Annotated in this window: 17 protein-coding genes; all 17 read left to right on the top strand. The window is 46.1% G+C overall.

Annotation, left to right across the window (positions count from 1 at the left end; all coding sequences use genetic code 11):
• Nucleotides 1-174 precede the first annotated feature (174 nt).
• The 17 genes from AB4124_RS12655 to AB4124_RS12575 all read left to right on the top strand — a co-directional run bounded on the left by AB4124_RS12655 (nucleotide 175) and on the right by AB4124_RS12575 (nucleotide 20,594).
• Nucleotides 175-519 (top strand): hypothetical protein, encoded by a 345-nt coding sequence (locus AB4124_RS12655; protein WP_071219815.1) that lies wholly within the window; start codon nucleotides 175-177, stop codon nucleotides 517-519.
• A 368-nt stretch (nucleotides 520-887) separates the two neighbouring features.
• Complete coding sequence (locus AB4124_RS12650) at nucleotides 888-4,124, top strand: S-layer protein (protein ID WP_441973093.1); 3,237 nt, start codon at nucleotides 888-890, stop codon at nucleotides 4,122-4,124.
• A gap of 184 nt (nucleotides 4,125-4,308) precedes the next feature.
• Entirely contained in the window at nucleotides 4,309-4,818 is a 510-nt protein-coding gene (locus AB4124_RS12645; protein WP_441973092.1) for a hypothetical protein, read from the top strand.
• Between the two features lie 180 nt (nucleotides 4,819-4,998).
• The gene (locus AB4124_RS12640; RefSeq protein ID WP_076324002.1) at nucleotides 4,999-5,286 is read left to right on the top strand and encodes an alpha/beta-type small acid-soluble spore protein; all 288 of its coding nucleotides are present in this window, start codon (nucleotides 4,999-5,001) and stop codon (nucleotides 5,284-5,286) included.
• Nucleotides 5,287-5,512: 226 nt separating this feature from the next.
• Nucleotides 5,513-6,718, top strand: coding sequence for a methionine adenosyltransferase (metK, locus tag AB4124_RS12635; protein ID WP_441973091.1), 1,206 nt, complete (start codon nucleotides 5,513-5,515; stop codon nucleotides 6,716-6,718).
• Between the two features lie 454 nt (nucleotides 6,719-7,172).
• On the top strand, nucleotides 7,173-9,875 hold the full coding sequence (locus AB4124_RS12630; protein WP_441973090.1) for a stalk domain-containing protein: 2,703 nt from the start codon (nucleotides 7,173-7,175) through the stop codon (nucleotides 9,873-9,875).
• A 45-nt stretch (nucleotides 9,876-9,920) separates the two neighbouring features.
• Entirely contained in the window at nucleotides 9,921-11,075 is a 1,155-nt protein-coding gene (locus tag AB4124_RS12625; protein WP_441973089.1) for a sensor histidine kinase, read from the top strand.
• A 4-nt stretch (nucleotides 11,076-11,079) separates the two neighbouring features.
• Nucleotides 11,080-11,802, top strand: coding sequence for a response regulator (locus tag AB4124_RS12620; RefSeq protein ID WP_076324006.1), 723 nt, complete (start codon nucleotides 11,080-11,082; stop codon nucleotides 11,800-11,802).
• 222 nt (nucleotides 11,803-12,024) lie between these two features.
• Nucleotides 12,025-12,447, top strand: a complete 423-nt coding sequence (locus AB4124_RS12615) for a hypothetical protein (protein WP_076324007.1) — start codon at nucleotides 12,025-12,027, stop codon at nucleotides 12,445-12,447.
• Between the two features lie 437 nt (nucleotides 12,448-12,884).
• Nucleotides 12,885-14,783, top strand: coding sequence for a helicase-related protein (locus tag AB4124_RS12610; RefSeq protein ID WP_441973088.1), 1,899 nt, complete (start codon nucleotides 12,885-12,887; stop codon nucleotides 14,781-14,783).
• A 699-nt stretch (nucleotides 14,784-15,482) separates the two neighbouring features.
• A complete protein-coding gene (locus AB4124_RS12605; protein WP_441973087.1) occupies nucleotides 15,483-16,106 on the top strand; it encodes a ComF family protein in 624 nt (207 codons plus the stop codon).
• 113 nt (nucleotides 16,107-16,219) lie between these two features.
• Nucleotides 16,220-16,630, top strand: coding sequence for a TIGR03826 family flagellar region protein (locus AB4124_RS12600; RefSeq protein WP_339268476.1), 411 nt, complete (start codon nucleotides 16,220-16,222; stop codon nucleotides 16,628-16,630).
• Nucleotides 16,631-16,717: 87 nt separating this feature from the next.
• On the top strand, nucleotides 16,718-17,014 hold the full coding sequence (flgM, locus tag AB4124_RS12595; RefSeq protein WP_441973086.1) for a flagellar biosynthesis anti-sigma factor FlgM: 297 nt from the start codon (nucleotides 16,718-16,720) through the stop codon (nucleotides 17,012-17,014).
• A complete protein-coding gene (locus AB4124_RS12590) occupies nucleotides 17,011-17,511 on the top strand; it encodes a flagellar protein FlgN (protein WP_260069447.1) in 501 nt (166 codons plus the stop codon). Before flgM ends, AB4124_RS12590 begins: the two co-directional genes overlap by 4 nt.
• Before the next feature lie 18 nt (nucleotides 17,512-17,529).
• Nucleotides 17,530-19,101 carry a flagellar hook-associated protein FlgK gene (gene flgK / locus AB4124_RS12585; RefSeq protein WP_441973085.1) on the top strand — a complete coding sequence of 524 codons (1,572 nt, stop codon included), beginning with the start codon at nucleotides 17,530-17,532 and terminating at the stop codon, nucleotides 19,099-19,101.
• A gap of 12 nt (nucleotides 19,102-19,113) precedes the next feature.
• On the top strand, nucleotides 19,114-20,007 hold the full coding sequence (gene flgL / locus AB4124_RS12580) for a flagellar hook-associated protein FlgL (protein WP_441973084.1): 894 nt from the start codon (nucleotides 19,114-19,116) through the stop codon (nucleotides 20,005-20,007).
• 14 nt (nucleotides 20,008-20,021) lie between these two features.
• A complete protein-coding gene (locus tag AB4124_RS12575) occupies nucleotides 20,022-20,594 on the top strand; it encodes a DUF6470 family protein (RefSeq protein WP_441973083.1) in 573 nt (190 codons plus the stop codon).
• Nucleotides 20,595-20,604 lie beyond the last annotated feature (10 nt).

Below are 20,604 nucleotides of genomic sequence, written 5' to 3'. Positions count from 1 at the left end.
TTCTTATGTGCAAATTATGATGGATAAGGTTATATATAACATAATTAACAAGATCTTAAGGATGATATTATGGACCAAGAAACCGGTTACCAATATCTAATGTTTTGTAATTTCATGTAGAATACGCTACAATAGCGGAAGCACATACTATTTTTAGAGGGTGAAGATGAGTTTATGAAGCCGATATTATCAAAAGCGCAGCTCGACTACATGAAGGCAAAGACCAAGTTCGAGGAAAAAGCCAAAGTGATGGAGAAGAAGATTGAGCTGGCTCGTGCCGCTCATGATGAGATAACTCAGGAAGTCATGGAGGGACTCGTTGTTGAGACAGGCTTTCATGATTCATTTAACGAAATGACAGCGGCAGAGAATGCCTTGATCCAGTGGTCTCATACAACAATAAAACATGACAAAACATATCGTACGAATAAAGCGGAAATTGATCTGATGTACGAAACGCTGCATAGCAATCCAGAGATGCGTGCACGAATTATTCAGCTTGCTATGAAGATTCGCTAGGATTCTACAAGGGGCGCCCAGAGGGCGTCTTTTTTTGTTGTCGTATTATGTAATTGACCTAATGTTATCCGAATCGAATATGATTTTGAAAATATTTTTAAAAAAACTTTGCAACAACCGCAACTTTTTGAGAAATCAAACGTTTATAATGTAGAACCCAATGAGGAACCCAGGATTATCCGAAACAAGAAACTTGTCTATTAATTAGAAAAATGTTCTTTACGGAGGTTGGGACTCGTTGTATAATACCTAGGTAGGATTAGGAATCTATTCTAGTTTGTAGTGTTCTCTCGTTAACAAGATTCTGTGATATCGTCACAGACATCATTTATGATTTATGCTCAACTCGGGAAAGGAGGTGCAGGACAATGAGTGATAAGAGCTACCAAATTAAAGAAAACAATCAAGTGATGATTCAAGGAGGAGAAAAAAAGGTTATGAAGAAAATTTTATCCGTAGCACTGTCTACAGCAATGGCATTCTCTATGTTTGCTTCTGTTGCATTCGGTGACGATGCGCTTAGCACACAACAGAAATTTGATGTACTGAAAGAAAAAGGGATCTTCGATGGTTATCCAGATGGAACTGCTGGTCTTGACAAAGAAATGACTCGCGGTGAGTTCGCGAAAGTTTTGGTAGGCATCATGGGTCTTGAGCCAATCCAAGGCAAAGCGTCTTTCAAAGACAAAAACTACAAAGCTGACAAATGGCCAGCTCCTTATGTAGAAGCAGTATACTCTGCAGGTATCATGGAAGGTAAGAACTTGACGAAAATGATCTTCGACTTCAACGGTAAAATCACCGTTCAAGAAATGGCGAAGGTTCTCGTTACTGCTCAAAAGCTTGAAGTTCCAACAGAAACGAACAACAACGCTTCTGACTGGGCTAAAGGTTATGTTCAAGCAGCAATCAACGCTGGTTTGGTAGATGCTAAAACGAACCCTAAAGCTAACGCTTCCCGTTCCCAATTGGTTGAAGTTGCTTATACCATCTACCTGACTCAACAAAAACCAAAAGTGGTTTCTTATGATGTAACTGAGAGTGGCAAAGTTGTGACTTTCAAGCTTGCTAACAACGAAGAAGTGAAAGTTGAACTGGAAACTCCACTGAAAGCTAACACAGCTACTGAAGTGAAGTTCAAACATAACAACTACGAGTACACTGAGAACGTGACTTGGGTTGTAACATCTGCTACTAAAGTTGAGTCCGCAAGCTCCACTAACCTGAAAGAGGTTGAGGTTGTATTTGACGGTAAAGTAGACAAAGCATCTGCTACTGACAAAAACAACTATGTCATCGATTCCAACTCTAAAGGAATCAAATCCATTACCGTATTGGAAGGTGGCAAAACTGCACGTATCTTGTTGAACGAATCCAGCAAATTCGTACAAGGAACAACATACAAGATTGTTGTGAAGAATGTTAAAGGCGACCAAGGCTCTACACTCCCACAAGGTGAAGTGTCTTTCACATCGTCCGACAACACGCTGCCAACAGTAACTGAAGTAAAAGCTCTCGGAACTAAAGTTATCAAGGTGACTTTCTCCGAGCCTGTTATCGCTCCATCCAGCAGCAACTTCCAACTGGATGACAAAATGTTTAGTGGAACTGTAACACAAGGCCCTAACCAAAGAGAAGTTATCCTTAGAGACTACACAGGTGGAATCTCTGTTGGCGCTCATAAGCTGACAACTTCCCTGGTTGAAGACTATGCAGGATTGAAATCTTTGGCTGACACCAAAGAATTCACGGTTGCTGTAGATACTGAAGGTCCAAAAGTTACTGAAATTTCCGCTACTTTGGAAAAAGTAACTGTAACTTTCGATGAAGAAATCGACCCGGCTTCCGTAACGGAAGATAGCTTCTACTGGAAGTCTGGCGACAGCAAGAAAAAAGGTAAAGCGACTCAAATCGAATCAAACGTTTATGAAGTTGACTTTACTGCAAATCGTCTGCCAGGATACGAAACAAACCTCTTCATTGAAGTTAAGGACTACTCTGGTAACGCGAACCCGGTGAAAGAACATAAAGTTACAGCAAGTATTGATCTGGTACAACCACGTGTACTTGAAACTACATTTGGCGTTGACAGAAAAGATACGCTGACAGTTCGTTTTGACAAAGCAGTAGATGCTGCTGACAAAAAGTACTTCACTGTTAAAAAAGGTAGCGACGTTATTCCTGTGAATACTGTAGTTGCTGCTGATGCATCGAACAAAATCTTCTACGTTAGCTTCTTCAGTACTCTTGAAGGTACTTACGACCTGAAGGTTAAAGATGTAAAAGACAGAACAGCATTGCAAAACACTATGGTTGAGTACGATGGTACATTTGTAGCGGCTGATAATGCTAATTTGACTAAGTTCTCTAACTATGACTGGAATGACGCAACCCGTAAGCTTGCTTTGCACTTTGGCAAAGAAATGGACGTTAACTCTATCCAGACCAAAGCTAACTACTACATCGAGTTCCAAAAGAACGGTGGCGATGTACAACAGATCGCTTTGCCAACTGAAGTTGTACCTTCTGCAGTAAACGATGGTAAATCGGTTGTTCTTCAGTTCCCAGAGTTCATTAACGGAACTAGAGTGACATTTGGTGAGAATGGTACTGTTAAAAAAGTGTTGGCATCTGGTCTTAAATCCAAAACTGGTCAAAACGTAGCTTGGATTAACGAACCATTGCTTCAAGCTAACAACCAGCTGACTTGGACTGGAGCAAAACAAAAGGATGCTAAGACTTTTGAACTTGAATTCACTAATGTAATTGCTCATGCTTCAGTTAGTGATTTCACTGTCAATGGTTCCTACCCATCAGAAGTAAAAGTAGATGGAAACAAAGTAACATTGAAAACAAGCAACGAGTACACTGGAGCAACAATCACCGTGTTTGCTAACAACTCCATCCAAACTTATTCTAACAACAAGCTTAACTTGTCTGGCAATGCTGTAATGACAGTTAAAAATGTTGTTGCTCCTAAAGTGAGCAAAGTTTCGAATAGAGTGGGTACCTCGTTTACAGTTACATTTACAACTTATGTTGACTCTGTAACTCCTAACGTTGGAGATTTGAAAAATGACTTCATTCTTAGAGATCTTTCAAAGGATAACAACCCAATCATTCCTGTGACTAGCTATACAACTAGTTATGCTAATGATACTGAGGGCAGCGTGGTAATCACACTTACTGATCCTAAACTGATTCAAGAAAATCCTCCAATTTCTGTAAAAGTCCGTAAGGATGCTCAGTACATTGTAGCTAAAGATTCAACTACTAAAGCCCTTGAATCTGATGAGTTTACAGTAGCTGCACCATCTGCACCAGCTGTTCAACCAGTAAACGTTACAGAAACAACATATAATGAAGCAACTTCTACACTGACTGTTAAAGTCGGTAAGACTCTAAATAACATCGTTAATGGTAAAGTTTCGATTGCTACTAATAAAGGAACAGCTTCTTATACTGCAGAATTGGCTGCTGACGGAAATTCCTTCACAGTAGTAGTTCCTAAGGAAGCTACCATTAATGGTGGAGAGCTGACTGCTAGTGTTGTTCTGAAAGAAAATAGTAATACTGTTGATTTGAAAGGTACTATTCAGTACTAAAATCGACTAGCTAAAATAAAGCTTAGCATCTAAGCTTTGACACACCGGGGAACATTATGTTCTCCGGTGTGTTTTTTAATTTTCCAAAGAAAACAATCCTTAGCCTTACCTATAGTAGGGTTGTTCAGTTCGGGTGTTTTATTTATAGTTAAATAGAATAGATAACTTAGGAGGAACAGATTACATGAAATCTTATTTAAAGGTCGGCTTGGCGGCACTGACGATTGGAGCCGGCATATGGATCGGCGCTACCTACAACAACACCGTAACAGGCGCTGGCACCACCCCCGGTACCACTGACGACCCGGTCGTCACCAAGAGTTACGTTGACCAGCAAATTCAGCAAGCGCTGAATGGCGGTGGTGGAGGGTCTACTAACCCAACAAATCCTACAAATCCAACTCAACCATCCCAAGGTGCTGATGAAGTTAAGAACGTTGCGCTGAAACCAGGTAAGATTCTGATTGCCGATGCAGGAACGGAGTTCATTGTGCGTTCAGGTAATGCTGTGATCTACACAGAAGTCGCTAGCGGCGTTGCAGACCTAACCGATGGCAAAGACTTGTTAAATGGTGAAACGGCGCCTAAGAACCATCTGCTTTCCTTCCCGCGTGAAGGTCGCGGCATACAGGTGAAAGAAGGGCAGACGAGCAATCTGATTGTCATGGTACGTGGCGGTTACACTATTAAGTAGGAAGCACTAGGATGCGTTTGGCTCCTGCCATACTTGCTCCATCCTACCGAGAGACATTAACATCTGTCCTGTATAATCCTCTTATAATTATTGCCAGTAGTGACAACGTTTTATACGTGTGAGTGCTTTGAAATCAACAAATAATACTTCTGTAAAAACAAATACAGGAGGTGTATTTTCATGGCACGCAGCAGTCGTAACCGTCAAGTGGTACCGGAGAGTCGTGAAATGCTGAAGCAAATGAAATACGAAATTGCAGCAGAGTTTGGATTACCCGTGGGATATGGTAGCGGTTCCAATGGAGCCGATACGGAATTTGGCTCTGAGTTAGGAGTCATCGGTGGTGGATCTTCCAGCCGTCGTCCTGGGTGGGGGCATCTAACATCCCGTGAGAATGGATCGGTTGGTGGAGAGATCACTAAACGTTTGGTTCGAAACGCTGAACAAAGCCTCTTCGGTAAATTGTAGTTGTTTTTCAGTTAAAAGCGGAACTTATCCTTGACTAACATCCGATTGAAAAACCCAAGAAAATCCTTGGAAAGCAGCTTACTTACTGGATTGACACCTAGTAACAAATAAGTTAATATGCATGTTGAGGATTGTACATTTCAAACCTTTTCCTGTCGGAAAAGGTTCATTTTTTGTGTAGGACCTCTTGATGTATCACATACTATTCATATGGGAGGTTGATCTCATGTCTTTAACAGGGCGACGTTTATTTACATCTGAGTCCGTAACTGAAGGACATCCGGATAAAATCTGTGACCAGATTTCTGATGCGGTACTCGATGCTTTTTTGGCTAACGATCCGAACGCACGCGTAGCTTGTGAAGTTTCCGTTGCGACTGGTCTTGTTTTGGTCATTGGTGAAATTAGCACTAAATCTGAATACGTGGATATTCCATCCATTGTACGCAATACTGTGAAGGAAATCGGGTATACCCGTGCAAAATACGGTTTTGATTACAATACATGCGCGGTGTTAACATCGCTGAATGAGCAATCTGCCGATATTGCACAGGGGGTAAACGCTGCACTGGAGAATCGTGATCCTTCCCAAATGGACAAGGAAACCGAGAACATCGGTGCTGGTGACCAAGGTCTGATGTTTGGTTTTGCAACCAACGAGACGCCAGAATTGATGCCTCTTCCGATTGCATTGTCTCACCGTATCGCTCGTCGTTTGTCCGAGGTTCGTAAAGACGGTACGCTGGATTACCTGCGTCCGGACGGTAAAACCCAGGTAACGGTTGAGTATGACGGCAATACACCGGTCCGTGTGGATACGATCGTGGTATCAACTCAACATGCCGAAGAAGCAACGCTGGAGCAAATCCAGAAGGATATTAAACAACAAGTCATTCTTCCTGTCGTGCCAGCTGAATTGCTGGACGCAGAAACTAAATATTTCATTAACCCTACCGGACGTTTTGTTATCGGCGGCCCTCAAGGGGACGCTGGTCTGACAGGGCGAAAAATCATCGTGGACACCTATGGCGGCTACGCTCGTCATGGTGGCGGTGCATTTTCCGGTAAGGATCCTACAAAGGTTGACCGTTCCGCTGCTTACGCGGCTCGCTACGTGGCTAAAAACCTGGTTGCCGCAGGACTTGCGGACAAGTGTGAAATTCAATTGGCTTACGCTATCGGTGTCGCTAACCCAGTGTCGATTAGTGTTGATACTTACGGAACTGGTAAAGTGAGCGAAGAGAAGCTGGTTGAGCTTGTGCGTAACAACTTCGACCTGCGTCCGGCTGGAATCATCCGCATGCTGGATCTTCGTCGTCCGATCTACAAGCAAACCGCTGCTTACGGACACTTTGGACGTACAGATCTGGATTTGCCTTGGGAACGCGTAGACAAAGTGGAAGCACTGAAAGAACAAGCTGGCGTAAACTAAGGTAATCTTAAGATATGTTCCAGATATAAAGTTTAGGCATGTGCTGATTTAATTTTTCTTCTGAAAAAAATCGGCACATGCCTTTTTTCTGCTTCTTAATTCTCATAGTGAGTAGAGATTCAACTCAGTTGGATATGGAAATATGACAAAAATGAAATAATTAAAAAGTTGATACCCACTATGGTTATCAGCTTTTTTTAATGAATAAATGGAAAACGAGGAATAAACTTTATGACAAACTAGTTACTTTTACATGAAAATATAGTAACATAGGATTGATTTACATAGACTCCTAAAAAATTCCGCTATAAATTTTACAAGACTTGTTGTACGATACGCGAAAGTGTTTTTTTATAACAAATTCGTAACTTTTCCGCAAAAATGAAGTCTATTAATTAGAGACTTTATATGTTCGGCATCCGTGTTGAACGATAGATGGGAGAGTTACGATTACATGGTTAGTCAGGGGAAAACACTGAAGTCTACAACATCAGGTGTAGGCAAGAAATGGTTGATTATTACATTGGCAGGAGTCATCTGGGTGGGTCCTGTGCTGAGCAGCGGAATACCAGTGATAGGGAATCTATCAACATCCTCGGTAGCTTATGCGGCATCAACATCGGCTAAGAAGCTTGGCGAGGAAATCATTACTTCCGGTGCGGTTTTGATGAAGTATCAGTATATCAACAGTACAGGCGCAAAATCGCTGGCGAATGTCGTTCGGGTGGATCTGAACAACAAATATGTGAAGCTGGATGTCATGACAGGCCAAGGGAATAAATTTACAACGAGACAAAGCACGGGCGGAATGGCTAAGGAGAACGGCGCGGTAGCTGCTATTAACGGTGACTTTTTTAATACCGGCAGCGAAGGGGCTCCGATGGGTGCTCAAGTATCAAATGGTCTGTTGATGTCAACGCCTTCGGATCTGAAAGGCATGTATGCTTTTGGAGTAACGAACAATGGAACGCCAATTCTGGATGAGTTTGCATTCTCGGGGAGTATTACAGCTGAGAATGGAGCCTCATTCCCGCTCGCGGGTATGAACAAAACATCCTATGCGCCAGAAGGCACCGGATCAACGTATAGCCATGCCAATACAGCTTATATCTACACAAGCGCATGGAAGGCTGTTGAGCGTCCTAAGAACAGCTCGACAACACCAACGGAGGTTATGGTAACGGATGGGGTCATAACCGATATTTCAGTAATGGCAGGATTGCCAACAGCGATACCGGAGGGAAGCTACATTTTGCGAACCCATGGGGCTGCGGCAGAGTTCGTGAAAAAAAATCTGGCTGTCGGTCAAAAGCTGGAAGCGAATTATGCTCTGGTGTCCAAAAAATCAGGTAAAGAACTGGACCCGTCTACACTCCAAATGATGATTGGCGGCCATACGATTCTGGTGGATAACGGCAAGGCAACATCATTCTCTCGAAACGTGAATTCGATTGGAGGGAGCAGGGCACGTACAGCCGTAGGTTACTCCAAAGACGGACGATACGCCTACCTGATTGCTACGGAGAGCAATGATAACAGTAAAGGCATGACGCTGCAGCAGCTTCAGGATTTCATGACGAAGGTTGGAGTATGGAAGGGTATGAACCTCGACGGCGGCGGATCGACAACGATGGTAAACCGTCCACTAGCTGAGATGAATACCCAGTTGACCTTTAACACGGAATACGGCACCACGCAGCGCAGCATCGTTAACTCACTTGGCGTGTTCTCCACAGCACCTCAGGGCAGCTTGAAGGGTTTAAAAGTAAGTGGCAGCAACACGCTCCTGATCGGTCAAATGGGCACGTATGAACTAAAAGGCTATGATACCTACTATAATCCAATTGAAGCAGGTTCGATTAAACCAACTTGGAAGTCCAGCAACGGCAATCTAGCGGTCAACGGACAAAACATTAAAGCGACGAAGCCGGGTACATCGACACTGACAGCAGTAAGCGGCAGCACGAAAGCTACGATGCAAGTCAAGGTGCTGGGCGCTGATGATCTTGTTGCGTTGACTACAGGCGTATCAAGCGCACCGCTGCAGGCTGGAACGAGTGTTTCCGTGCCGGTGACGGCGGTAACAAGCAACGGCCAGAGCTTGGAGGTTCCGAGCAGCGCGCTGAAATGGGAGTTTATCGGATTTAAAGGCAGCGTCAAAGACGGCCGCCTGACCGTATCCTCCGTGAACAGCAATACAAAAGTCGGTTATGCCATCGCACGCTATGACGGCTTTAGCACGGTCGTTATTTTGTCGGCAGCGGGCGAAAGCACGTGGGAGAACTTCGAGAATGTGAATTACCCGGTGAAGTTCACGACCAATGTGCCGACAGTTACCGGGACTGCAGCGATCAAAAATGGCAGCGGAGCAAAGGCATCGTCCAAAGTCTTGAACTTGAGCTATGATATGACAGGCGGATTAGGGCAAAAAATGTACGCTTACGCCGAGTTGAATGGCACAACTGGCAAAGTGATTCCTGCACAGGCTACGGCCATGACCATTGATGTGGAGGGAGATAACAGCCTGAACTGGCTGCGGGCTGAACTCCAAGACAATAATGGAAAAACCGTATACGTCGACTTGGCAAAAGCAATTGATTGGAGCGGTTGGAAGACACTGAGCCTCGATCTTAGCGGATACAACATTGCATTCCCGGCACAGATGAAGCGGTTGTATGTGGTTAACGTGGAAGAAGGCCAGGACGAGCGTGCATTGACAGGAGCTATATCTTTTGACGATATCCGCTTCATGATGCCGTCTTTATCCGGGAATGAAGGACTTCCAACAGGTAAAGCTGTTATGACCATTGGGCAAAAATCACTTATGCTGAATGGTTCGAAAGTGGCAATTGATTCGGCGCCAATCTTGAAAAATGGAACGACCTACGTTCCGATTAAACACGTGCTCGACGCGTTCGGCGGGCATGCAACCTGGAACCAATCTGCTCAGCGGGTAGGTGTCCTGAGAGGCGGCATGCTCATAGAACTAACGGTCGGCAAGAAGGAATTCATTCTAAACGGTAAGCGCAGTTCGGCGGCTGTAGCACCCATGGTTCAAGGTGGTAGGACTTTGGTCCCTCTTCGTCTCGTTTCCGAGCAATTAGGCCTTAAAGTAAAATGGGACAAGAACACGAAGACCGTTACGATCGAATCGTGATATGGTATGATATGTATATGAAACGTTAGAAATGGAGTAGAGTGCGTGGATTATCAAGCCGATGCCATCGACCGTGTCATAAAAAATGCCATCAAAGTGATGGAGGACAGCAAATACCAAATGTTCGAAATATTGGAGGCGTCACGGCAAGAGCTCACGTCTCTCAATCATGAACTGCAGCGGACATTAAAAGAAACGACGGAAACCTTAGAGAAGGTAGATCAGCTGGAGCTGAACTACCGCCGTTCCCGGATCCGGCTGACCGAGGTCAGCCGGGATTTTGTCCGGTACAAGGAAGAGGACATCAAGCAAGCGTATGAGAAAGCAACCCAGCTACAGCTTGACCTCATGATCTACCGGGAGAAGGAAATGTATCTGAAGGCAAGACGAGATGAGCTGCAGAAGCGGGTTCGTAATGTCGAGAACTCGGTGGAGCGCGCAGAATCGATCGGATCTCAAATGGGCGTGGTGTTGGAATACTTGTCCGGAGAGCTGGGTCAGGTATCTCGAATCATCGAATCTGCCAAAAACAGACAGGTCATCGGTCTCAAAATTATTTTGGCGCAGGAAGAGGAACGGAAGCGCATCTCCAGAGAGATTCATGATGGACCTGCACAATTGCTGGCGAATCTGGTTCTTAGGACGGAAATTGTAGAAAGAATGCTCGCAAAGCAGGAATTTAAGATGGTGCAGGACGAAATAGTAGATTTGAAGGGCCAGGTTCGATCGAGCTTGGAGGAAATGCGAAAAGTCATTTTCAATCTGCGTCCAATGGCACTCGATGATCTAGGATTAATCCCCACATTGCGTAAATACGTGCATGATTATGAAGAAAAATCGAAAATCCGCACGATCTTCGAGACACGGGGAAAAGAGCATCGTCTCTCTTCTGCGATGGAGGCGGCCATCTACCGGTTGGTGCAGGAAGCACTTTCGAATGCTGCAAAACATGCTTACCCGACTTATGTGCTTGTTGAAATCACGTACCAGGCGCAATTGGTCAAAATCGTTGTACAGGACAATGGCCTGGGATTCAATGTCAATTTGCTGGAGCAGAAAAGCAAGGACCATTTTGGGTTAATTGGCATGCGGGAGAGGGTTGAGCTGCTCGAAGGGAGAATGGAGATCGATTCAGCTGAGAATCAAGGAACGAAGATCGTGATTCATATCCCGACGAACGTAGAAAAGAGAAAGGAGTAATCGGATGGAACATTTGGAGAAAGAGAACGCGATTATTAAAGTATTATTAGCGGATGACCACCAGCTGTTTAGGGAGGGTCTGAAGCGTATACTGAATATGGAGGACGACATTGACGTTATCGGAGAATGCGGCGATGGAATTCAAGTGCTTGAGTTCTGTAACGAAGTGAAGCCGGATATCGTGCTGATGGATATCAACATGCCCACCGAAAATGGCGTTCAAGCAACTGAGAAACTACGTGAAATGTTTCCTGAGATCAAAGTTATCATTCTGTCGATTCATGACGATGAAAGTTATGTTTTTGAAACGCTCCGTAAGGGAGCAAACGGTTACCTCCTGAAGGATATGGAAGCCGAGTCACTGATTAATGCGATTCGTTCGGTACATGAGGGATATGCATTTATCCATCCGAAAGTTACGGGTAAGCTCATTCAACAGCTCCGCCGAATGACTTATGTAAACGAAGCAGGCGCTATGGCTGAGGGCGGTTCGCGTGAGGCTGGAGTCAAGTTTGTGGCAGGCGAGAATAACCCATTGACAAGGCGCGAAGCGGAAGTGCTTAGACTAATGGCCGAAGGCAAGAGCAACAAGATGATAGGGGAATACCTGTTCATTAGTGAAAAAACTGTAAAAAACCACGTCAGCAGCATTTTGCAGAAGATGGAAGTGGACGACCGTACACAAGCGGTTATCAACTCGATCAAATATGGCTGGGTGACGTTGTAATCGCCGATCCGAATGCACGGACGCGTCTTACATAGGGAGGGAACTGCCAAGGGCGGTTCCTTTTTGTTATGATGATTTATAGGGTTGAAGTAACGGCGATAGGCGTTGTTCTTATGGTGCTTGAGCCGTTCCCATTAAGTTCTGTGTGGGCTCTGGTTACATAACTGTCACCGTACCCTCCCGATCAGCATATATTGTTGATAAGAGAAGGAGGTGAGTCTCATGGTTGCCCAATTGCTGTGGATACTCGCGGTGTACGGGATTGCTGTTGCTCTGATTCATATCGTGCATGCCCGTCATCTTAGAAGAGCTGGTGAAGGCACGGGGCGGCGCAGGCATTATGTGCTGATCACGTCCAACCATGAGCGGCAGGTGGAATGGTATTTGAGAGCCCTTTCATGGTATGCCCTGCTGAGCGGGACGCGCGTGCGTGTCACCGTCCTTGATGATCAGTCGTACGATGATACGCTGAAGATTGTCCAGAGATTGATTCATTTGTCCGGAATCGAACTGGTATATGGGACTTGGAAGTCCGATGACTCAGCATCACGGGAAATGGGTGCCGGTCCGAATGAAGAAGAAGTGATACGGATTGATCTAAGAAACCCGATGGAGGCTGTTCGGATTCCGTATGTACAGGGATAAACATCAGCAAGTTGTTTTGGTTACCAGGTTCGTATTCATATTGTTAAAGGCGTGAAGCACACTCCTAGCGTAAGCGAAGGGTGTGTTTTTTGCATTTCTGGGGAGAAGAGTGGCTATCCAATATCAAAACGTGCTTGTTCTTGCTTCGTCTATAGCTGAACCTCTTGCATTCAACTCCGATCTTGTTTCCATGTGATGCTCTGTCCCTCGTAGCGGTACTTGTACCCGACTAGGAGAAGTGGGAATAGGGCAGTTAAATTGGGGGGGTGACAGATTTCGACATCGGGCAGCGTGAGAAGGATCTATTTCATAATGTAATGGTCTCGGCATGAAAATGGTGAGCTGTAGGTATGAAATCTTGAAATATGTGCTTCTTAATAACGTGCCAGCACTTGGCCTTTTACCAGCTTATATGTCTCGATATTGGAGTTGATGTCATGCAGATTGCCATATATGCCATTCGAACATCAGAGAAATGGAAGTGTTGTCTCTCGCTGGATATGCGAGTGGATTTTCAATGGTGGTATGGAGTGAAACGATGGACGGATGAGAAAGCCAGCGTACGCTCATTGGTGCTGTTATCAACACAAGTTCCATTAGGATGGGCCGTTGTCATTCAAGAGAGATTTCGATCCAACCAAGACATGGATCAATGGGGGAAATCGGAATGGCAGAATTATTTGTACCAGAGCTTAAGTTCGTTCTTACTACAAGAGCCTGAAGGAAGCAAATCGCAATGGAGTCTTTTGTTTACGGAGATTCAGCTGTTGGACGGATCGTATGTAAATTCCGTTATCGAAAAGAGGAACGTGGCTGAGGATTGGGCTTTGTTGAATCAGCAGGCGGAGCTGCTGATTCAGTGCATGGCAGGACGAGCCTTGCTTGCCGGCGAGGTCGAGGCCTTGTTGGCGGAGGTCGCCAGGGACATCGGCGACTGGCGCTCTGCGGCCCAGCTCGGCGTCCTGCTGGGCCGCCTGCGTTTGGAAGCGGGGCTGGCACAGCCTGCCCCGCAGGGTGCGCCCGGCTGGCTGCGCCGCCGGGCCGTGGCGCTCCGCTGCCGGCGATGCGGCAGCGAGGCCCGAAGCCGCACGGCATGCGCCGCGTGCGGCTCGGCGGCTTGCGCCTATTGCGAGGTCTGCCTCGCGATGGGGCGCAGCCGCGCCTGTGCCCTGCTGCTGCATGGCGCAGCAGGGTCGGCCGTGCGGGGCACGGCCGGGGGTTCCCCCACCGCGGCCTTGGGCCGGTGGGGACTTAGCGCAGCGCAGAGCGCCGCCGCTGGCGCTGCGCTGCGGTTTTTGGCGGAGCCGCCCGCAGGGGGCTCCGCGGGGCCCGCCCGGTTTCTCATCTGGGCGGTGACCGGTGCCGGAAAGACCGAAATGATCTTTCCGCTGCTGCAGTCTATTCTGGATGTGGGTGGGCGCGTGCTGGTTGCCGCGCCAAGACGGGACGTGGTGCTGGAACTGGCACCACGCCTGTCCAAGGCTTTTCCGGAACAGACGGTGGTCACGTTATACGGGGGAAGTCCGGACCGATGGAAGCAGGGGAGCATCACACTGGCAACGACGCATCAGCTTCTGCGTTTCAGGGGAGCTTTTGACCTGGTCGTGATCGATGAGATTGATGCGTTCCCTTATCATAATGATCCGATGCTGGATCACGCGGCCAAAGGAGCTTGCAAAATAGGAGGGAAGTATATCTATCTGTCAGCCACTCCACCATCGCCTTTACAGCGTGAAGCAGCTGCAGGCCGATTACCGCATGCCAAAGTCCCCGCACGCTTCCATGGTCATCCGTTACCCGTGCCGCAAAAGCTGAAAATCTCGACGTTGAACCGCTGCCTACAGGAAAAAAAGCTTCCCCCACTCTTGGTCTGTAGTTTGAGCGTATCTCTTTCTCGTGGTGCTCAAGTGTTCCTGTTTGTTTCTCGCATCAAGCATATTGATCCTATTCTGGAGCTGCTTCGCAAGGCCATTGCCAATATGCCGATTGAAGGAACTTCATCCATCGATCCGGAACGGGCAAGCAAAGTGATGGCCTTTCGTAACCGTGAGATTCGCTTACTTGTGACAACGACCATTCTTGAACGTGGGGTAACGGTTCCGAAGAGTGACGTGTTTATTTTAGATGCGGACAGTGAGCTTTTTGACGAAGCTGCATTGATTCAAATGGCCGGCCGCGCGGGTCGATCCAAGGATGATCCGGCAGGACGGGTGGTATTTGCTGCGTCCCAATGGACCCGGGGCCAAAGCTCGGCAGTCCGGCAAATCAAGGCGATGAACCGAATCGCACGTAAAGGCGGGTATTTACGGCCAGTTCAGGAATTATCGAATGACTAGGGGGTTGAGTTAAACATGATATTTAGTGTTAGCTCTCATAGACTCTCATAGCTCTTACAGACCCCCATAGTTCATGAAACATCATGGAACCTCATAATTCTTCATATAACTCTTCTATCACAAGCGATTGATAGATGAAACAGCCACAAACGAATGATAGAAGGAACAGTGATAAGGCTGGAAAATGTAGTAATGGAATTGGCAGTTCAATTGGATGCTCAGGTTTGAGAGGGTTGAGTAGTTGGGTTTCATCGGAACATGAGTTTCTATCTAAGACACAAGTAAATATTCAATCAGGAATCATTTTAACAATTCCAATTTAGTTGAGAAAAATACTACCAGGCATATATCGGCAGTCGCGGCAATGGGTGTGGCGATATGCACGCGCTGTTAGCTGTGTACTTTTTTTATCTGGTTTATTGGTGTTCTTTATCTATCTCTCTTAGAAAGGAAGGAGCATATTTGATACCAAATGTCTTTAGCCATTTGCTCGGGCATATGCATCGTTTGCTCAAACCGATTGACGAAACCTGCCTCACTTGTGGAAAAACAGGTTCATTCACCCGGGAACTTCCGGGAATATGCCGTGCCTGTTATCGGAATATCCCTTGGATTATGAAACCTAAATGTTGGCGATGTGGGCGGGGAATCGGCTGTCCGGACTGTTTTCGATCAGGCATGAACGAGCGGAGCTTTATTTTGAATCGGAGTGCGGTAAGCTATGATACGCAGATGAGAGAGTGGTTGGCCCAATACAAATATAGGGGGAATGAGCGTTACGCTCCTCTTTTGATAGAAATGATGTTACGGGCCTACACGCTGCTCCATCGGGAAGCGAACATCCATTTGGGCAATAAGGGGTCACGGAATTTTGGCAACATACCATGGAGTATACACGCCGTCACTTCGGTTCCGGTCAGTGAGGAAAGGCTTCAGGAAAGGGGGTTCAATCAAGCGGAGGTGCTCGCACAGGGGCTTGCGCTTAGAATAAAGGCGCCTTGTGTTCGGCTGCTGGAACGTAGACGTCACACGGATAAACAGAGTTTCAAGAGCCGGATGGATCGGTTAAAGGATATGGAGGGTGTTTTTGGTGCGTTGCAGGATGCACCCGATGTACTGTGGTCCATAAGCAGGCAGGCCGTAGAGCATACTCGATCTCAAGTGGGGACATCACGGATCAAAGGACCTTTCCGTATATTATTGGTAGATGATATCTACACAACCGGGAGTACGATTAACGCTTGTGCTCAGGTTTTGCGGAGATATGAATCCACTGTAGAAATGCCCATCGAGATCTATAGTTTAACCTGGGCTCGTTCGTAAATGATTAAAATAGGAAAAATGCGTGGATTCTGTTACCTAATGATAGACGTAAGGTCTAAGATAATGTAATCTAGGGGTATTAAAGGTTCTATGTGGCATGGAGGTTGTTGAACATGAATCTGGGGAATTGCCCTCGGTGCGGCAAGTTATATACGGTTAATATTCGGGAATTATGTCCTGATTGCATGAAGGTTATTGAGAAGGAATATGAGAAATGCGCAACCTTCCTTCGTGAGCAAAAAGGTGCAACGATTCATGAGGTATCTGAGGCTACGGAAGTATCTGTGCGGCAAATTACGAAGTTTATCAAGGAAGGCCGGATCTCGATTGCGAACGCGCCAAACCTGGCGTATCCTTGCGAAGTATGCGGAACGTTGATTCGTGAGAGCAATATGTGCGAGTCCTGCCGGACGCGCTTAACGAGGGAGCTAAGGCAGGCTGCTGCTGGCGACCAGGAAAATCAGCCTGGGTCCAGAAAAGACAGAGAGACTTACAGTGCAGTCGATAAACTGCGCAAATACTAACTTTTGAACTATTAACAATGTTTCATATCCGACCGATAAACTTAGTAAAGCTTATCGGTCTTTTATTTTAAGTGAGGTGAATAGGGCGTGAAGATTAACGAATCGGGACGTGTGAACGGCATCAATTCGTATCAACGGAATATTGAATCTCGGGAGATGCAGCATATCGATAAGAAGAAGCGCCGCAAGGATGAAGTATCAATCTCCTCGGAGGCGATGGAACTGAGTGCACAGAGTAAAGTACAGGATCCGGAACGCGCGGAGAAAATTCAGCGTTTGAAGGAATCTGTAGCTAATGGTACTTATGAAGTGCCAGTCGACCGTTTGGCAGACAAAATGCTCCCGTATTTTCAATCCTACAATAAATCAGGTGAGTCCAAGTGAGTGCTAGGTCCATAATCGAATATATGAAGCGTCAGGATGAGCTGCATCAGCAGCTCATAGAGGCAGGGAAAGATAAAAGGCAAGCCATTCTGGATAATGATGTGGAACGTCTTACAGCGGTCATGACCAAGGAGAACCGCCTGCTGAAGCAGGTGGCGGAAACGGAAGCGCTGCGTCAAGGTGCCGCAGATGATTTTTTACGTGAGAAGGGCATCCGCTCCCAGCTTCAGCTGACGGTTACTGAAATGACTCGTCTTGTATTTAACCCGGAGGAAAAAACAGAGCTGCAGGATGTGCAGCAGCAATTAATGGACAGGCTTATGGAACTCAAAGAGCTGAATGCGATTAACCGAGAGCTAATTGAGCAATCGTTAGCGTTCATTGATTACAGTTTGAATTTGTTAGTCAGTCGTCCGGAGGATGATTTGCTTTATCAACATCCGAAGCATCAGAATCCTGCCGGCAAGGGCCGAAGCATGTTTGATACCAGGGCATAAGCAGAAAGGATAATGTAGATGAGATCCACATTTCATTTGCTCGAAATCGGAAAGAGGGGCTTGATTGCCCAGCAAGCAGCGCTTAACACAGCTGGTCATAACGTTACGAACGCCAATACGCCGGGTTACTCTCGACAGACTACCCGCCTGGTTGCAGCTAACCCGATTGCTTTCCCGGGAATGCAGCGATCCCAAGCTGCAGGTCAGCTTGGAATGGGCGTAGAAGCGGAGAGCATTCAGCGGGTACGGGACTTTTTATTGGATATCGAATACCGCAATCAGAATACTAATTTGTCGACGTGGAGCGTACAGCAAGAGACGCTTTCTAATATTGAGGGAATTTTCAACGAACCTTCGGACAGCAGCTTGAGCGCAAGCATTGCCGAGTTCTGGACGGCTTGGCAGACTTTGAGCAAGAATCCAAGCGACACCGACTTGTCCGCCCGTATGGCGGTTCAGCAGAAAGCGATCGCTTTGACGGAGACGTTTAACCATATTTACTCCCAATTGGATACCCTCAGCAATAACTTGACTTCTCGTATCGACACTAAGGTTGCTGAAGCTAACAACTATATCGACCAAGTTGCAGAGCTAACCCAGAGTATTAAACGGATTGAGGGTCTTGGTGACAACGCGAATGATCTGCGTGATAAGCGGGACCTGCTCATCGATCAGCTCTCCTTGCTCGGGAACGTGAATGTGACCGAAACAGGGGACGTCTATCAAGTGACGTTCGGCAATCAAGTTGTGGTGGATGATATGACTTCTACTCCGATTACGAACGCTATTGCCGGCGCATTGACCGGTGGGGAGATCGCTGGTTATGTGACCTCTCGGGATGTGCATGTTCAAGGATATATCACCCAGCTGAACATTATGGCCAACACACTGGCTACAGGCAAAGTAGAAGTGACCTTGCCGGCTGGAACGATACTTCCGCCAGGCGTGAACATTCCGAATGCGGTTATGGATGCGAATAATCCACGTAAACTTGCTGAGGATACGAAGCATACTGTAGACGGTCTTAACGGATTGCATAAGCTTGGCTATACCCTTAATGAACCTGCTACTACAGGAAGTGACTTCTTTGTATCAGCAAATGGAGGTCCCATTACAGCAGGGAATATGAGGCTCAGTCAGACTATCCAATCCGATTTGAAAAACATCGGTGCGTCTCTACGAACCGAAATGAAAACGAATCCGGATGGAACAACATCCGAGGTGGTCCTGAAAGGGAATGGCGGCATGGCACTTCTGATCGCCGGCCTGTCTGAGCGTACGTTTAGTTTCAATCCGAACAACAGTAACGGTGCGGTAACGGATGTGACGAACTTTGAAGGGTACCTTCAGTCTGTCATTTCCAAATTAGGTTCGGATAGCAGCAATGCCATCAAGATGGTGGAGAATGGCACGTTGTTGGTTGAGCATGCAGATACACTCCGTCTTTCGATTAGCAGTGTATCCCTTGATGAAGAGATGTCTGATCTAATCCGCTTCCAACATGCCTACAGTGCATCATCTCGTGTTGTAACCACTATTGATGAAATGTTGGATAAATTAATCAACGGTACCGGCATCGTCGGTAGATAGGAGGAGTAAATTGTGCGCATAACCCAATCGATGATGACCAGTTCCATGATGAGCGGGCTGCAAGGCAACTATCGCAGACTGGATAAATACCAGGAGCAAATGATGACCCAGCGCCGTATTAACCGTCCTTCTGACGATCCGGTGGGTGTAGCCAGTGCCCTCCAGTATCGCGGCCAAATTACTGCAACAACGCAGTTCGAGCAAAATGCGGAGGACGCAGACTCGTGGCTTAAGTATGGGGATACGGTAATGACAGAGGTAACGCAAATTATACAGCGATTAGCTGATCTAGCGGTTCAAGGTGGGACTGATACCGTGCCAGCTGATGCTCGTAAAAATATTTCTGAAGAAGTCGAAGAACTGTATGAGCAACTTGTTTCACTTGGTAACTCTCAATTTAAGGGGAAGTATATTTTTAATGGTGATCGAATTGATCAAAAACCATTTCCGGATGATCCGTCTCAAACAGCCTATACTTTGGATCAAGGTGAGGTTAAATACCAAGTTGGTGCAGGGATAACGGTGTCAGTAAACACTCTGGGGGAGCAAGTATTCGGTGCCTATGGTGATCCATCTGGTATATATGCAGTAGTAGATAATTTCAAAAAGGCATTGTTAGCAGACGATACTACAGCTATTCAGAAGGCTATTCCGTCCCTCCAGAAGAATTTGGAGACAGTTATTACGGCCCAATCAGAGATGGGTGGTAAACAAAATCGCTTGGAATTCACATTAAGCAGGCTTGGAGATCTAAATATAAATTATATGGATCTTCAGTCTAAAGTAGAGGATGCAGACATATCGAAAGTAATCATTGATCTAAAAACCTCTGAAAGTATATATCAGGCTTCTTTAGATACAATGGCACGTATAATACGACCGAGTCTACTTGATTTTTTAAGATGAGACGGGAGGTATAAATGCAGTTTCCTCAGATTCAAATCCAACAAGGGTATTCGAAGTTGGGTCTGCAAACGACAAGAGGTCAGCATAGCATAGAACAACCAAGACCTTCATTAAATATGAGTCAGAAGCATGTTTCAATCGAGATTGAAAGTGTAAAGGGGAAACTAGAGATCGACTCTCGAAAGGCCTGGTCTGCATTAGGCAAAGCGCGTTTCGAGGAGGTTACAGATCGAATTGCACAAGCCTCTTTGCAAATTTCTATGCAGAACATCGCCGAGATAGCACAAAATGGAGACCGGATGATGGCTATACATGAAAATGGCAAAGTATTTGCTGATATTGCTAGACAGAATGCATTTAAAGAACGGCCAATCGAGATTGCTGGAGAGCCGGGATATGATAATGTTGATATTACCTATACACCTGGACAAATCCATATGAACTACATTCCAGGGGGAGTGACATTCCAACCAGAAGTTCATAGACCGGTTATTGATTATTATCCTGGTAAGGTTAATCCATATTTAATTAGTCAGAATTTTATATTTTTGTCAGTATCAGGACAGCAACTTGACGCAGTTGTGTAGTGCTTCATAG

It is taken from the genome of Paenibacillus sp. 2KB_20, assembly GCF_052115765.1.
Classification (GTDB): Bacteria; Bacillota; Bacilli; order Paenibacillales; family Paenibacillaceae; genus Paenibacillus_AQ.
Note: the sequence above shows the minus strand (reverse complement) of the source record. Positions and strands in the feature narration are given on the sequence as shown.